At 51.1% G+C, this 14855-nt stretch carries 12 protein-coding genes; all 12 read right to left on the bottom strand.

What is annotated here, in order from left to right; genetic code table 11:
* Window positions 1-224: autoinducer binding domain-containing protein (locus N6P30_RS16785; RefSeq protein ID WP_260629961.1), on the bottom strand; the 224-nt coding region annotated here is incomplete at its 3' end.
* A 221-nt stretch (window positions 225-445) separates the two neighbouring features.
* The gene (tcyN, locus tag N6P30_RS16780) at window positions 446-1198 is read right to left on the bottom strand and encodes an L-cystine ABC transporter ATP-binding protein TcyN (RefSeq protein ID WP_008500343.1); all 753 of its coding nucleotides are present in this window, start codon (window positions 1196-1198) and stop codon (window positions 446-448) included.
* Complete coding sequence (tcyL, locus tag N6P30_RS16775; protein ID WP_008500342.1) at window positions 1195-1863, bottom strand: cystine ABC transporter permease; 669 nt, start codon at window positions 1861-1863, stop codon at window positions 1195-1197. The genes tcyN and tcyL overlap by 4 nt, the downstream gene beginning before the upstream one ends.
* Window positions 1864-1884: 21 nt before the next feature.
* Complete coding sequence (gene dcyD, locus N6P30_RS16770; RefSeq protein ID WP_023293886.1) at window positions 1885-2871, bottom strand: D-cysteine desulfhydrase; 987 nt, start codon at window positions 2869-2871, stop codon at window positions 1885-1887.
* Between the two features lie 106 nt (window positions 2872-2977).
* Window positions 2978-3778, bottom strand: a complete 801-nt coding sequence (tcyJ, locus tag N6P30_RS16765; RefSeq protein WP_021240470.1) for a cystine ABC transporter substrate-binding protein — start codon at window positions 3776-3778, stop codon at window positions 2978-2980.
* Between the two features lie 86 nt (window positions 3779-3864).
* Window positions 3865-4416, bottom strand: coding sequence for a flagella biosynthesis regulatory protein FliZ (gene fliZ / locus N6P30_RS16760; protein WP_008500339.1), 552 nt, complete (start codon window positions 4414-4416; stop codon window positions 3865-3867).
* 54 nt (window positions 4417-4470) lie between these two features.
* Entirely contained in the window at window positions 4471-5190 is a 720-nt protein-coding gene (locus N6P30_RS16755; RefSeq protein ID WP_008500338.1) for an RNA polymerase sigma factor FliA, read from the bottom strand.
* 122 nt (window positions 5191-5312) lie between these two features.
* Entirely contained in the window at window positions 5313-5771 is a 459-nt protein-coding gene (locus tag N6P30_RS16750) for a GNAT family N-acetyltransferase (protein WP_023293885.1), read from the bottom strand.
* Between the two features lie 10 nt (window positions 5772-5781).
* Window positions 5782-6483, bottom strand: coding sequence for a WbqC family protein (locus tag N6P30_RS16745; protein WP_023293884.1), 702 nt, complete (start codon window positions 6481-6483; stop codon window positions 5782-5784).
* Window positions 6484-6499: 16 nt separating this feature from the next.
* The gene (locus N6P30_RS16740; RefSeq protein WP_023293883.1) at window positions 6500-7654 is read right to left on the bottom strand and encodes a DegT/DnrJ/EryC1/StrS family aminotransferase; all 1155 of its coding nucleotides are present in this window, start codon (window positions 7652-7654) and stop codon (window positions 6500-6502) included.
* Window positions 7655-7798: 144 nt separating this feature from the next.
* Window positions 7799-11197: a hypothetical protein gene (locus tag N6P30_RS16735; RefSeq protein WP_050488732.1), complete on the bottom strand. Its 3399-nt coding sequence runs from the start codon at window positions 11195-11197 to the stop codon at window positions 7799-7801.
* Entirely contained in the window at window positions 11194-14832 is a 3639-nt protein-coding gene (locus N6P30_RS16730) for a glycosyltransferase (protein ID WP_032663264.1), read from the bottom strand. Before N6P30_RS16730 ends, N6P30_RS16735 begins: the two co-directional genes overlap by 4 nt.
* Window positions 14833-14855 lie beyond the last annotated feature (23 nt).

The following is a 14855-nucleotide window of genomic DNA, read 5'->3' as shown; positions in this document are numbered from 1 at the left end:
TTCGCGGATTGATATTGCGCCATCCACAACTTTGGGTAAGTGGTTTGCAGGGAGATCTTAGGGCGGGTAAATGGCACGGGATGGCGCACGCAGAGCGCGTAATAATCGAATTCCAGCGCCTGAGTTTGTCGCTCCAGTTCCTGATATACCTCGGCGGCACAGGTCAATTCCTGAAACCGGAGGGAGCAATCCCGTCGCCAGGTGAAAAAGTCTAAATCCTTCATACTTACTAAATGAAGCCTCTGAACAGATAATCATTATTATGGTGAATATAAGCTAACACATAAAACTTTTTTCTAGCCACAAAATATCGGCAATAGCACAATTAACTTTACTATCGATAAGGTTTATCCGATCTGGATGGAATAAAAAAACAGAAGCCCTCGCGCAGAGGGAGAATAATTTGCTCCAGAGTCATTTTCTGGAGCAAATGCGTGCAAAAATGCTACTGCATAAGGAATTTTTCAAGGAATTGACGGGTTCGCGGCTGTTGAGGGTTAGCGAACAGGCTTTTCGCTGGCCCCTGCTCCACAATCCGTCCCTGATCCATAAAGATGGCTCTGTCAGCGACATCGCGCGCAAAGCTCATTTCATGGGTCACGATCACCATCGTACGTTTCTCCTGTGCCAGCTGGCGAATGGTGTTCAGCACCTCGCCCACCAGTTCCGGATCGAGCGCAGAGGTCGGTTCATCAAACAGGATCACGTCCGGGCGCATCGCCAGCGCGCGCGCAATCGCCACGCGCTGCTGCTGCCCGCCCGACAGGCGACGCGGATAGCTGGTCTCTTTCCCCGCCAGCCCGACTTTGGCGAGCAGTTCGCGAGCCCGCGCCGTCGCTTCTTCTTTTGGCTCACCTTTAACGATCACCGGCCCTTCGATGATGTTCTCCAGCACAGTACGATGCGGGAAAAGGTTGAAGTTCTGGAAAACAAAGCCGACATGCTGGCGCAGGCGGCGAATCAACCCTTTCTGTTGGCTGATGGATTTCCCGGTATCAATCGTGATCTCCCCGACCCGGATGGTACCGCCTTCCGGCTGTTCAAGCAGGTTAATGCTGCGCAGCAGCGTCGTCTTACCCGAACCGCTCGGTCCAATAATCGCCACCACTTCGCCCTGCTCGACCTCCAGATCGATCCCGTGGAGCACCGTTTGACCGTGGAATTTCTTCACCAGGTTTTTGACGTCAATTGCACTCATTTTGGATCACGCTCCTGGCGGTTAAGCTGGTTCTCGAAGTAGTTTTGCAGAGCAGAGAGCACTGTCGCCATCACCCAGTAAATCAGCGAGGCGGCCAGATACATGGTAAAGACCTCAAGCGTACGGGAGGTGATGAGCTGTGCCTGACGGAAAAGCTCCGGAACCTGAATCGTTGCCGCCAGGGAGGTATCTTTCACCAGGCTGATAAAGCTGTTGCTGAGCGGCGGAAGCGCCACGCGTGCCGCCTGCGGCAGGATGGCCCGGCGCAGCGTCTGCCAGGGCGTCATCCCGATACTGGCCGCCGCTTCCCACTGCCCTTTGTCAATGGAGGAGATGGCCGCACGCAGGGTTTCGGAGGTGTACGCCGCGGTATTGAGCGACAGGCCAATCATCGCCGCCGGGATCGGATCCAGCTCGATTCCGAACTGCGGTAAGCCGTAGTAGATCATAAAGAGCTGCGCAATAAGCGGCGTGCCGCGAAACACGGAGATATAAAAGCGCGCCAGCCAGCGCACCGGCAGGACAGGCGACAAGCGCATTAAGGCCAGTATAAACCCCAGTACCAGCCCAAAGAACATCCCGCCGATACTGAGCTGCAACGTAAATACCGCACCTTTCAGCAGATACGGCAGAGAATCAATAACCAGTTGAATACTTTCTTGCATTATTATTTTTCGACCTGATTTTTAGACATGAGGATGATAGGCAAACAGCGCAGGCGCTCCGCCGGTATGGACAAATAAAATCGGCCCTTCATCCTTAAAGCGTTTTTGCGCAATGCCGTCGATCAGTCCGGCCATCGCTTTGCCGGTATAGACCGGATCGAGCAGTATGCCCTCGAGGCGCGCCAGCAGTTTCACCGCTTCCATTCCCTCTTCGTTCGGCGTGCCGTAACCCGGCGCAAAATAGTCATCCCAGAGCAGAATATCGGCCTTGGCCTTCAGCTCCAGCTGCTCTGCAACCGCCTGCTGTAGCGTAACCACTTTCGGCTTCTGATCCGCCACGCTGCGGGACACCGTCACGCCAATCAGTTCGACCTCCGGAAGCAGTTGCTCCAGCCCCACCGCCAGCCCGGCATGGGTGCCCGCACTGCCGGACGCGACCACGACGGAGGAAAGACTCACCGCCCCCTCGCACTGCTGCGCGATTTCCAGCGCACTTTCCACGTACCCCAGCGCGCCCAGCGCATTCGAACCGCCGACGGGAATAACGTAGGGGCGAAAACCCTGCGCTTCCAGACGCGTCGCCAGCTCATCGAGCTGGGCGGTCGGGTCGGTCAGCGCGTCAACCATCTCAACCTGCACGTTAAACAGGTCTAACAGCAGGCGGTTACCGTTGGTGAGATAGTTTTCAGCCCGCGTGCCAATCGGGTTTTCCAGCAATGCCACGCAGTGAAGCCCAAGTTTTGCCGCCACGGCCGCCGTCTGGCGAACGTGGTTGGACTGGATGGCCCCGGCAGTGATGAGCGTATCCGCGCCTTCGCGCAGGGCGTCCGCCGCCAGAAACTCCAGCTTGCGCAGCTTGTTGCCCCCCATCGCCATGGGCGTCACGTCATCACGCTTAATAAAAATATCGCGCCCTAAATAATCAGAAAATCGCGGGAGATACTCCAGCGGCGTCGGCGCGCCGATGAACTCCAGGCGGGGAAAGCGCGTTAAATTCTGTAGTGACATGGATGCTCCGGTAACTCAGACAAAATGTGATATTTTTCATTATGCACGCAGACGCGTAAGAAATAAAAAAGGCGCTTTTAAAAGCGCCTTTTTTTACGTCAGAAACTTATTTCGTGACGTCTGCCCCGAACCACTTCTCGGAAAGCGCCTTCAGGCTACCGTCTTTTTGCATGTCAGCAATCGCGGAATCAATCGCTTTCACCAGGTCTTCGTTACCTTTACGAACGGCCACGCCGGATTCCTGACGAGAGAACGCATCACCCGCTACCGCCAGGGTATTGTTGGTTTTCTTCACCAGATCCAGTGCTGCCAGGCGATCAACCAGAATGGCGTCGGTGCGGCCCACGCGCAGATCCTGGTATTTCGTCGGGTCATCATCATAGGTGCGGATATCCACGCCCTGAACGTTCTGGCGCAGCCACTCTTCGTAGTTGGTTCCCAGACCGACACCGACTTTCTTCCCTTTCAGGTCCGCAGCCGTTTTGATGGTGCCTTCGTTGCCTTTCTTCACCAGCGCCTGAATACCGGACACGGTATACGGGGTGGAGAAGTCATACTTCTTCTTACGCTCGTCAGAGATGGTGACCTGGTTGATGACCACGTCAATGCGTTTCGAATCCAGCGACGCCAGCATACCGTCCCATTTGGTCGGTTTCAGGGACGCTTTCACGCCGAGGTGTTTCGCCAGCTCTTCAGCAAACTCCACTTCAAAACCGGTCAGCTTGCCGTCATCGCCCTGGAAGCTGAACGGAGGATAGGTTCCTTCCAGCCCGACCAGCAGCGTACCGCGCTCTTTTACTTTATTCAGCAGGTTTTCTGCGGCGAACGTTTTCACGCTCATGCCCGCAACCAGCGCAACGGCCATAACACCCATCAGCGCCTGACGACCCAGAAGTGCAAATTTCATAAATACCCCGATATAGTGGAATTTTTACGTAGTGTAGAGAAATCGCCTGCAACGTCAAAGGCGACTGCGCTACATCTTATTCTTTTTTAATATATATCAGAAGTTGTTCCGGCGTGGGCTTTCTGCTTTATGGCACCCGGCATTTGTACCTTATATTGTGCGTACTTGCGCAGCGCAATCCGGTAGTTGTTGGTGCTGGTCGCAGGCAACCACGGCTCCAGGTTCTCGTCGAGATAACCGGTTTTGAGCAGATCGCGGGAAATGTTGTTCACGGTCAGATGTTGCCCGAGGCGGCGCAGGCGAACCACGTATTCGCGAACGGTGCCGTGGCTCATCTCCGTTTGTTCAAACAGGAACTGCTTGAAGCCGATAATGTCGAAGAAGTCGCTTTGCTCTTTGCAGTGGAGATCGCCACAGAAACGGCAAAGCGCCACCCACTCTTTTTGCTCTTCGAGCCATGCTGCTTCGTCCATCAACGTGTCGAGGCGAGAAATCGCGATCTTATTGACGATTTCGCCGCGGCGAACCAGCGTGATACGATCGAGTAGCTTGTTACAGTGGGCGCAATGCGTCTGGCTGTGTTTAAAGTCTTTCAGGTAGCGGCTTAAAGGCCGTCTTTTAGATTGCTGCACCGTCATGATAACTCCTGGTTGTCAATACGTTGTGCGGCATTTTTAAGGTGAATCAATCACCTATAACTTACCCAGCTTGGTTCGTAAGCGTTTAATGGCCTGGCTGTGCAGCTGGCTCACCCGCGACTCTCCCACCTCCAGAACAGCGCCAATCTCTTTGAGGTTAAGCTCTTCCTGGTAATAAAGGGTCAATACCAGCTGTTCGCGTTCAGGCAGAGCTTCAATAGCTTCCATGACGCGCTGGCGTAAATTCCCTTCCATTAAATGGTGTAACGGGTTTTCCTGCTGGTGCTCATCCGTCACCAGCTCGATGCTATCGCCATGCTCTTCTCGCCACTCGTCATAAGAGAAGAGTTGGCTATTATTGGTATCGAGCAACATCTGACGATACTCTTCAACAGCAATGCCAAGACGATCCGCCACTTCGGTTTCCGTTGCGTTGCGTCCCAGTTCCTGTTCCAGCTGCCCCATCGCATGCGCCACTTCGCGTGCGTTGCGGCGAACACTGCGCGGCACCCAGTCACGGCTGCGCAGCTCATCCAGCATCGCACCACGAATACGCTGAACTGCGTAAGTCGTAAATGCCGTTCCTTGCAGAGCGTCGTATCGGTCAACTGCATTCAATAACCCGATACCGCCCGCCTGTAGCAGATCGTCGAGTTCCACGCTCGCCGGCAAGCGCACCTGGAGGCGCAATGCTTCGTGACGCACCAGCGGGACATAACGCTGCCACAGCGAGTGTTTATCCATTACACCTTCAGCGGTATAGAGTGAATTCACGATAAACAGCCCTGCGTTAGTTGAGTTATCGGCATGATTATCCGATTCTGGAGGGGTTTTAATCGGGAGAATAGTGGGTGAAATGGGGGGTTATTTCTGCCTTACTCTTTCCCTGGACCAAATTAAAGGGGTTGGGACGGACCTGACATTCTACTTTTTCGCATCATCATGAGCGTATCCTGTTCTGCAGAAAAAATGATAAAGCCATGTTTTGAATACAATCTAATAGCCTTTTCTCTGATGCTAAGCACTTCAAGGGTGATGTGTTCAACACCCGCCTCTTCAAGATAGCGAATACTGTTTCGCAACAATTGATTCCCGATGCCACATGATTGCCAACCGGGTAGTACAGAGACGTTAGTAATAAATCCGGTCCGATTTTCCTTATTCAGATATGCCGCGACAAGACCAATCAACTGGTTATCGCTCCACGCTTCAAAGGTGCAGCCATATTTTTTAATTTTAGACGCATAGTTTTCAATATTAACCTGCTTCATGAGATGATCGACAAAATCAGATTCGCCAACGCGAAGATGCCCTGCAATTTGTATGGCAGTGGCGGTGTTAACGCGTAATATCATCGCATACTCCTTAACCACTCATAGCCCAGCGATGCTGACAAAAATTGATTACCTCATTTTTACTATTAAACATCAGGACATCAATAATTGAGAGCCAGGGGACAAACTCAGCGCCAAACTGCCGATAACAAACGTATTCTGGTTGGATAAACTGTAAATTGATATCCTGCCGCTGGAAGCTTTCACTATCATAAAGTTCGCGACCGCCAGGCAAGTTGATATAAGTATGCGCCCCCAGAGTAGAGCAAATGGACAATATTTTGTCCTGAGCACGCAATTTATGATCAATGGCAACATCAGACGAGAGCATAATTTCACACTCCAGAGATAGCATCTGACGCAATATCATCAGAGAGTGACATATATAGGCTGACAAATTCTCATGAGAACAATTGATGATCTCTTCAACAACCGGAAATATCGAATGAAAGTAAGGCGCATTACGGTAGGCATCAATAAATTGATTGAGCAAATTCTCACGAATAAAATTATCTGACAAGTGACGATCGTTGATAGCGAGAAAGCGGGAATCCTTCGCTAATGGAAGAGTAATAACGCCAGGTTGGTTGTGTTGCAAAATACGATTGCGATTGATCCAGCCTTGCCTGACGTACTGCACATTGTCAAACAGAACAAAGCGGTCAACCGCTGACATCAGTTGAAAGTAACCAATATAGGGCAGAAAGTAAGGTTGCATTACTGCGATTTTCACAACTGCTAATCCTTATTTATGACTCACTATGTGCGACGCATTGTGGATTTTTATAAAGCGAAAACGTGTTTCTAATAATTTCCACAATCTGGATCTGTTTTTCATATGTCAGGCCGGGATAGATAGGCAGACAGAGAATGCCTCGCGAAATCAACCACGCTACAGGAAGATGTCGGGCATCAGCTGTAGCAAACTGACGATACATCTGAAACTCACTGATCAGAGGATAGAAATAACGTCGTGCAAAAATATTCTGCTGTCGTAAGGTGCTATAAATTTCATCGCGCGCGCTTATAATGCTAGCATCAAAGAGGACCGGGAAATAGGCGAAATTCCATTCAATCGAGTTAGCTGGGGTTATATAGCGAAGTTCCGGCAGCCATTCATCAAGCAGCTGTACATACTTCAGATAGATCGCTTTGCGTTCTGCAAGAGCCGCGTCAATATGCTGCAACTGGAGCAAGCCCATTGCCGCCTGGATCTCATTCATTTTGCCATTGATACCTGGGGCCATGATGGTGACCTCATCGGCAAAACCAAAGTTTTTCAGATAGTCAATTCTCTGTTTGGTTTTACTGTCATGACAAATAATCGCACCACCTTCGAAGGTATTAAATACTTTGGTGGCATGGAAACTCACGACCGAAAGATCGCCATAGTTCAGGACACTGGTATTATTCTCTTTTACGCCAAAACAATGGGCAGCATCGTAAATAACCTTGAGTCCATACGTATCGGCAATCTGTTGAATACGTACGGTATCACAAGGAATACCATAACAATGTACCGGTAATATTGCTGACGTTTGCGGCGTGATAAGTGATTCAATTTTCTCAGGGTCAATATTGAACGTATCGGGATCAATATCCGCAAAAACCGGAGTTAGTCCATTCCAGAGCAAACTATGAGAAGTTGCAACAAAGGAATACGGGGTGGTGATCACCTCGCCACGGATCCGCAAAGTCTGCATAGCCGTCAGCAGAGCAAGCGTACCATTCGAGAATAAACTCACGTACTTTACGCCAAGATAACGCGCTAGCGCCTGTTCAAGCTGTTGGTGAAACTCGCCGCCGTTTGTCAGGATCCGGTTTTGCCAAATTTTTTCCAGATAAGGAATAAACTCCTCGAGGGGAGGCAAAAGCGGGCTGGTAACATAGACGTTATCACTCATATGAAAACCTGTGGACTAAGGGGTGGTGTCCTATCATAGCGATGAGCACACAGTTGCTATCGGTAAAACAAGACACCTTTCAGGACTCAATTACCCAAACGGCTCAGCTTTCCGGGTAAAAAACGCCCCGGAAAGCACCCTTTGTTACATAAACAGCCCGCGGATAACCTCAGGGATGGACTCCCGATCGTAAATGAAGGTGCTAATCTCCCGCTGACTAACCACGTATCTGTCGGCATTAACGATTTCGTTCTGCCAGACCTGAGGGTCAGCTTTAAGGCGCCGGAAGGGGAGATTGTTGTGCAATGAAGGGACATCGCTAGCCAAGATCGCTATCCCACAGGCTGCGAGCTGAACCGCCTGATAGTCATCTTTAAAACGGTTGTGGTCGCAGTTCAGCCTGAAAATAATTGCTATGTCGGCTCGCAACTGATGCAGCTGTTCAGGTGACATCCGTTCCTCTTGCCAGCGAACCGTTTCTGCGACCATCGGTAGCCACGCCGCGGGCCAGGCCCCCAAAATGATCCAATCCACCCTGGCGTGCGTGGCGGCGATAACCCGGCTAATAAATTCTCGCTCTTTTACGGATAATGCTTCCGGTATACACAAAACGCGTCTGCGTTCGGCCGACGTCGGCCTCGACTGTGCCACCCATTCACACCCTAGCAACACCGGCAGACACGACACCGGCCTTTTTCGTTTGCTTAACTGGGCTGCACGCTTTGCAGACCATGTAAGCCACCGCGTCACCACGTTTACCTGATCCCGATCGTTATTGTCTGACCCGGCTGAATCCGCCAGCGCATAAATTCGCAAAGGGATAATCCGGCTCACGGCCGCAAGACGTGCTGAAAGAGCCTTATCCGGGGCATGGGTTAGAACCACAATTTTCGGTACGAGACGCAATATTTCTGGCACGGTAAGGTCGGAAGAATCACGTATCAGGCAGATCGCGTTATCTGTCGACAGATTCTGCAGCAAGTCGGCTATACGTTTCGAGTATTCGCAGTCCTCACCATTTTTCAGCAACAGAACCTTCGCGAGCGTCAAGGAGAGATTGTCAGACACGTTGGTCGTAAGAGGTCCATGGCGGAACAATGGACGTTGTAGACTGAGATAGCGGTTATAGGCCGGATCGTCAGTGAAAACCTCCAGCATCTCAGCGAGTAATGTCTGGCGCTGCGAATTCTCACTGACGCACACCGTTTCAAGAAGCTGTGTATTGTCCGATACCACAACACTGAACGGCGACCAGACGGCAAGATAACCAGCCCGTTTCAACTTTAGAGGCAGAATAATATCATTGACGTGCTGGTCGTCATATTCAACCGACAGCCCACCGACCCGTTGCCATGCTTCGCGCTTGACCAGCAGGCAGTTGCTGCTCAGGATGGAATAGTTTTGCTCGCACTGGTAGCGTGACAGCTCGCCTTCTGTTTGCCAGGGTTCCCCTTGACCAACATGCCCAACCCAACCATCGGCCCCAGCGATCATTCCCGCACTCAGCAACCGTTGGTCGGCGGTGATAAATTTTGGTCCTGCGCTTCCTACTTCAGGGCGAATTACATGACTAAGCAATGTCGTCAGCCAGTTTTTCAGTACAAAAAGCGTTTGGAGATCCAGAAGTAAAATAAAATCACCAGCCACATTTTGCGCCAGGAGGTTCATACGACTTGCGTAATTTTGCTCAGCGCCACAGACGATCGCCGTTAGTGGCATCACCTCCTGCATCTGCTTGATGAGATCAATCATTTCTGCACTGGTATTTTCGACAACCGCCAGCAGAATCTCTTTGTTCTGCCACTCGGTATTACTTATGAGACTCTCAACGCAGCGGATCAGTCGCGTCGGATCGTCACCCGCATCAAGCAGAATGCTGACTTTTTCACGTTCTGGCTGTGGATAGCTAATACGCCATGTCAGATTTTTTTGCTGTACGGCGCGGGCCTGAGAAAATCCACGATGCTGCAGATAACGCTGGAGAATCTGTGCTTCTTCGAGCGTAGACGGGAAATCAAATACTGAGGCAGGCACCAGGGTAATAATATCCGTAATATGCCCAATACAGCCCGTTCCCCATTGCAGCAAGTAATCGATCAACGCGTCAAATTCGAAAGACTGACTGAATTCAGGGTTAAATTTTCCCGTGGCTAGCCAGCTCTCGCGCCGGAACCAGACGCGTCGTAAATAGCGGTGAGGCGCAGCGAGGAATAGATCGAGATTGAAATCCGGTTTCCGTACCGGAGTGATTTCACCATCATCAGCGCGCACTGCCTCATCCGTATAAATGGCCTGACATTCCCCGGCCTTCGTGAGCATATTACGCATCAACCCAATACTTGCCGCAGTATATTCAACACCCGCGTCGATGCAATGCAGCCAGTCGAAGTCCTCAGTTTCAGCCAGTTGCCTGACAGCACTAACCCAGCTATCTACCGTAACCGCGCGAATATCCATAGTCGTAGCGTGATACCCAGGTTCTGGCGCAACAAGAAGAATCGTGCGTGAATCAACACCCTGACGGGTAAGTGAGGCGACGGATGCTTCGATAGCGCTCACCTGCGCATTCAGGCAAAGAATAACGTGTAGCAGACGAGTTTCTGCTGTAACCGTAGTCGGCAGAGTACGGTGAGAAATCCAGTGGCTGAATGAGTTGCGCTCCTTTACCTCATCGTGCTGCTGCGCTTTTGCTTGGGTTAGAAACAGGAAGTGCTCAAACTGGGTTTCCAGAAGTCGCCTTTTGGCCAGAACAACGTCGCGGACAATCGGTAGACCTTCCCGAATGACGTCCAGTGCTTCCGGAGAATCGGAGTAACCGAAACCGGCACCACCAATATCCTGTAACGATTGCTCGTTCAACGCATAATGCTCATAGCCTGGAACAGACAGCGAAACGACCGGGCAGCCACATAGCATGGCTAGCAGGCAGGTGCCTGACGACTCATAGGTGTAAAGCACCCGCCCGCGTTTCAGAAGCATCGCCAGTTCGCGTAATGACAAAGGGTTGCGCATTGACAAAATAGTGATGTTTTCTGGTAACCCAGATAAATCAAGCGCAGATTCAGGGATTCTGTTCAGGTAGAGAAAGTCTTTATCTTTAATTGGCTGGTCATCCTGAAAGAGTGAGAGGTCATAACATTCAATCCCCAGAATATTCGGATCGGGTTCTTTATCTGCAAACTCAGGGCGATACCAGAAAAAGAGATCGTCGGCACCGGCATCAATGGCATTTTGCATGATGACCCCTTCCCTGTTTAGCATGTAGCGGACGGTTACCGGCGCAGAAAAAGGATTTCCCGTAGTGACCTCCGGGTAAACAGCAATCCATGACCTGCCGCTGGAGATGACCTGTTCATAGGCTTCTTCCGTGAGCGCTGGCGCATTCCATTCGGGGTTGACGGTACAGCCAACCATCCAGGCGCGACCACCACGCTCATTGATCATATGGCATAAGCGGTGAAGCACCTGAATGCCCAACGACGATTCACGGTAGTCCGGTGCGGCAATCAGGTAGGGAGAATGAAGATCTATATGCATAGTCATTGTGCCAACCAACCTTGTTGCCAGTCATTGAGTCCATTTTCGCGCAGATACCAGTTGCGCTGTACGGCATTTCGTAATTCATCCCCCTGGCGGCTCCGGTAATCCGCGTCATTGAGGTAGGACTGAATGGCTTTCATCCAGTCTTTAAAACGGTTTTCAACTAGGGTCACCGGTAGTCCACAACGGTACGGAGCAATATCCGTGGCAACGATCGGTACTCCACAGGTACCAATTTCCAGCAGCCGTAAATTACTCTTGCATTCATTGAACTGATTGATTTCTAGAGGAACCAGTGCCAGATCGAGATTCAGATTGGCCAGCTTTTCAGGGTACATTTCGAAAGGAACGCCAGGGTGAAACTCACAATGGACATTACGCGGCTTCATTCCCATAAACACCCATTCAACGTCATTCTCCAGCGCCTTAATCAGAGGTAGCAGTATTTGGAGATCCCCTGCATGGGTACTCCCCCCCGCCCAACCAACGCGTAATTTTTTACCTACCCCCCGCTGACTCAGCAAATGCCCCCACTGGTCGGGAGCAAGGCGGTTCTGCGCAATGCGGATATCATGATGGAAACGGCTATAGGCTTCAGCAAGCGGCGCCGTTGAGACTACAATTCTGTCTGCGCTTTCGAGTATTTTGCGGAAGCTCTTGACCATGTGTTGCGGGTAGTTTTCACGATTACCATTTTTCAACGGCACGTTAAGTAAGTAATCATCGTACTCAATGATAACTTTGGCATTACAGACCTCACGCAGTTGCTGAATAATGTTCGGGAAACGGCTCCCGGTGAGTGACTCAAGTAAAATCACATCTGGCTGAAGTTGCGCGGCTTCCATGACTGAAGGAATGCTGTTCACCATACCGCCCTCCAGCATATGATGACGCTCCAATGCTTTAAACGGCTGCATAACCCGGTGATGCCCGCAGCCATTCCAGTCAACATGATGCGCCAGCACAACTGGTACAGGACGTCCCGGAAGAGGGGCATGCAGACGCGCACTGTTTTCACTCAGGGTGAAAAGCGCGCCGGATTTTTGCATGAGCGGATGATATGAAGGATCTATGAGCAGCTCGGCCTTCCACTCGTTACGCAACTGTGCGTAGTGTTCCAGCATCGGTCGTTCGGGAACCTGGTATTTATTGGCCAGAAGGCGTGTCGCTCCGCCCATATGTTGAACGCGCGAATAGGGTGTCCAGACGTTTAAATAGCCCTGCTTTTGCAGCCTTATTCCAAGATCAACATCGGCAAAATAGACGGGATAACGTTCTTGCGTAAATCCATTAAGCGCGAAAAACACATCTTTTCGCAGCATCATACAAGAACCACTCACTGCCGTTACGTTATGCGGGGCGTAAAGATAGTCGTGAAAACCTGAGTCAGCCCCTCCCGCTCCGGCAAAAGCAACCTCCACACCGTTTTGAACGCCAGTCAGGTAGCCACCATGCTGGATCCGACCATCCTTAAACTCTAGGCGAGCCCCTACCACGCCCACCTCTGGGCGTAATGCGTGTTCCAGTAACGCTTCCAGCCACGCGCCATCAATGATTTCACAATCATTATCAAGGAAAACGAGAACATCTCCCCTCGCCTGCTGCGCGGCGGCGTTGCCCATTTCAGCAAAATTGAATGGCTCGTCATAACGCAATATCCGTACCTGCTCCAGCCCAAGACTCGCTAAATCGCTCAGGAACTGACAGGCATCGCCCTCTACTGACTGGTTATCAACAATCATCAGTTCATAGCGAGCGTAGCGGGTCTTTTCCATCAGACTTTCAATGCAGTTCTTTAGTAAAGCAAATCGATCGCGCGTGGGGATAATAATAGAGACCATCGGCTGGGCATCCCAGTGATAGCGAAGGCGCGGTAGAGCTTTAACGGCTCCCGGCTCATAGGAGGCAGAAATACCAAGTCGCGTAAGGTGGGCCAGTACGCCGTTCCGATGCTGCTCCATAAGACCTGGCTGCTCAGTCCAGCGTTGCGCAGGTTCAGAATTGCAGAGCAGCACTTCAGGCACATGCGTTAAGACACGGGTACCCTGCAGCTCGACCAGACGCCAGAGCAAATCGATAAAAGGCGTATAAGCAAAGAGAGGGTTCAGCCCACCAGCGGCCTTTGCCGCATGGCAATCAATTAGCAGCGCCTGTCCAATATAAGGCTTACTGCGCAGGAGATCGATATTAACTCCGGGGCGCAAGGTAACAATCGGTTCATCGTTTTCGGCAACCGTCATTTCATCACAATAGGCGACACTTGCCTCCGGGTAATGAATTCGGTGCTCAGCGAATCGCAGCAGCGCGTCATCTAAAAGAGTGTAGCCCGCAGGGAGCATTAGCAACGCCTGAGCAGGGCTGTTTTCCAGTAACGCATTAATATCGGAAATAGAATACGCCACCTCTATAGAGATAGGCACTAGCGATTGAGCGAGCGCCGATGCATGGGTAATCTGGTACTCTTCAGTCGTTTTATTCTGCGCGAGGATAACAACACCAAGTCTGGCTCTGTCCGGAAAGGCATCAGCACAGGCACGTAAAGCCTCGCGACGCGCGCTCGTGATATTTCGATCCTTTATCCAGCGAGTAATAGAGTAGTTTTCGCTCTGCTGGAGCAACAGCGCTTTGCTGTGAAATGCCAGCGCATAGCGATCTTTTTCAGAAAGCGTATAAGGCCTTTGCGACACAGGAAAATCTAGCACAGTGAGAATATTCTGCTCAAGGCTCCAGCGTGATACGAACGTCTGATGATTTTTATGCACCCATTTTATGGCATCTTCATAGCCGTCGGTCAGCAGTTGAATCCACTCGTCTGCCCCCGGGCAAAAACGCAAATTTACCCCGGAGAAATAGTTAGCTTCATAGTACGCAAGATTTGTATCGCTCAAATACCCTTCAACGTAGTTCCCGTGCGCTAAAAAGACCGGTACACCGAGAACAAGTGCTTTTGGAACATACTGTTCATCCGTGATAATAACGTCATAACCCGCGAGCCACTCTGGTTCAATACGCCCGGATTGAGCACTTAAATCGAGCCATTCAATGTATAGCTGCGACTGGGCTGCGCGCTGCTGAACTTCATACATTTCAGCGGACATTTTATCCGCGATATAGAGAATTCGGCGCAACTCTTGCGCCTCACGATCAGCATAATCTTCGCAGTAAGCGTCCGGCACGAGCCAAGGCATCAGGTGTAGCTTGTCTTCCTCGATCCCCGTCTGTAGCAGGATAGTCTGCGTAAACGCCGACAGGCCAAGCACTCGTGTTGCCAGAGCATTCTCCAGCTCGGCGCCCCATGGAATATAAAGATCATTGTAATCACTATAATGACGGAAGATAAAAGAGCCCGCCGTTTTCTGCTCATACAGAGCAGTAAGCAGTTTCTCGCAAAAAAAGCCTTTAACGACCCATATAACGTCATAGCGTGCGGCCAGTTCTCCCGCATTCTCTGTAACAATCGTCAGGTCTCCAGTTGCCTGCAGTCTGGCCATTTCTGGCTGAAGACGCTTCCCAATAAAGGAGGTACATAGAATCACATGCCATTCCCGTCTTAGCAGGGCATCAGCTATGTCGAGCACTTCCGTGCACGAAGCAGACCATGCGTCCAGTTTGTCTACACTTATCAGAATTTCAGGCATTTTTTATCCTCAGCGCCGCCACA

Origin of the sequence: Enterobacter sp. PL1, from assembly GCF_945957325.1 — a bacterium.
Lineage (GTDB): Bacteria > Pseudomonadota > Gammaproteobacteria > Enterobacterales > Enterobacteriaceae > Enterobacter > Enterobacter roggenkampii.
This window is presented reverse-complemented; position numbering and strand designations above follow the sequence as displayed.

Coding starts and splice junctions, on each gene's coding strand:
- tcyL (WP_008500342.1), bottom strand. CDS start 1,863: ATGCAAGAAAGTATTCAACTGGTTATTGATTCTCTGCCGTATCTGCTG.
- N6P30_RS16750 (WP_023293885.1), bottom strand. CDS start 5,771: ATGATATTACGCGTTAACACCGCCACTGCCATACAAATTGCAGGGCAT.
- tcyN (WP_008500343.1), bottom strand. CDS start 1,198: ATGAGTGCAATTGACGTCAAAAACCTGGTGAAGAAATTCCACGGTCAA.
- N6P30_RS16730 (WP_032663264.1), bottom strand. CDS start 14,832: ATGCCTGAAATTCTGATAAGTGTAGACAAACTGGACGCATGGTCTGCT.
- dcyD (WP_023293886.1), bottom strand. CDS start 2,871: ATGTCACTACAGAATTTAACGCGCTTTCCCCGCCTGGAGTTCATCGGC.
- tcyJ (WP_021240470.1), bottom strand. CDS start 3,778: ATGAAATTTGCACTTCTGGGTCGTCAGGCGCTGATGGGTGTTATGGCC.
- N6P30_RS16735 (WP_050488732.1), bottom strand. CDS start 11,197: ATGACTATGCATATAGATCTTCATTCTCCCTACCTGATTGCCGCACCG.
- N6P30_RS16740 (WP_023293883.1), bottom strand. CDS start 7,654: ATGAGTGATAACGTCTATGTTACCAGCCCGCTTTTGCCTCCCCTCGAG.
- fliZ (WP_008500339.1), bottom strand. CDS start 4,416: ATGACGGTGCAGCAATCTAAAAGACGGCCTTTAAGCCGCTACCTGAAA.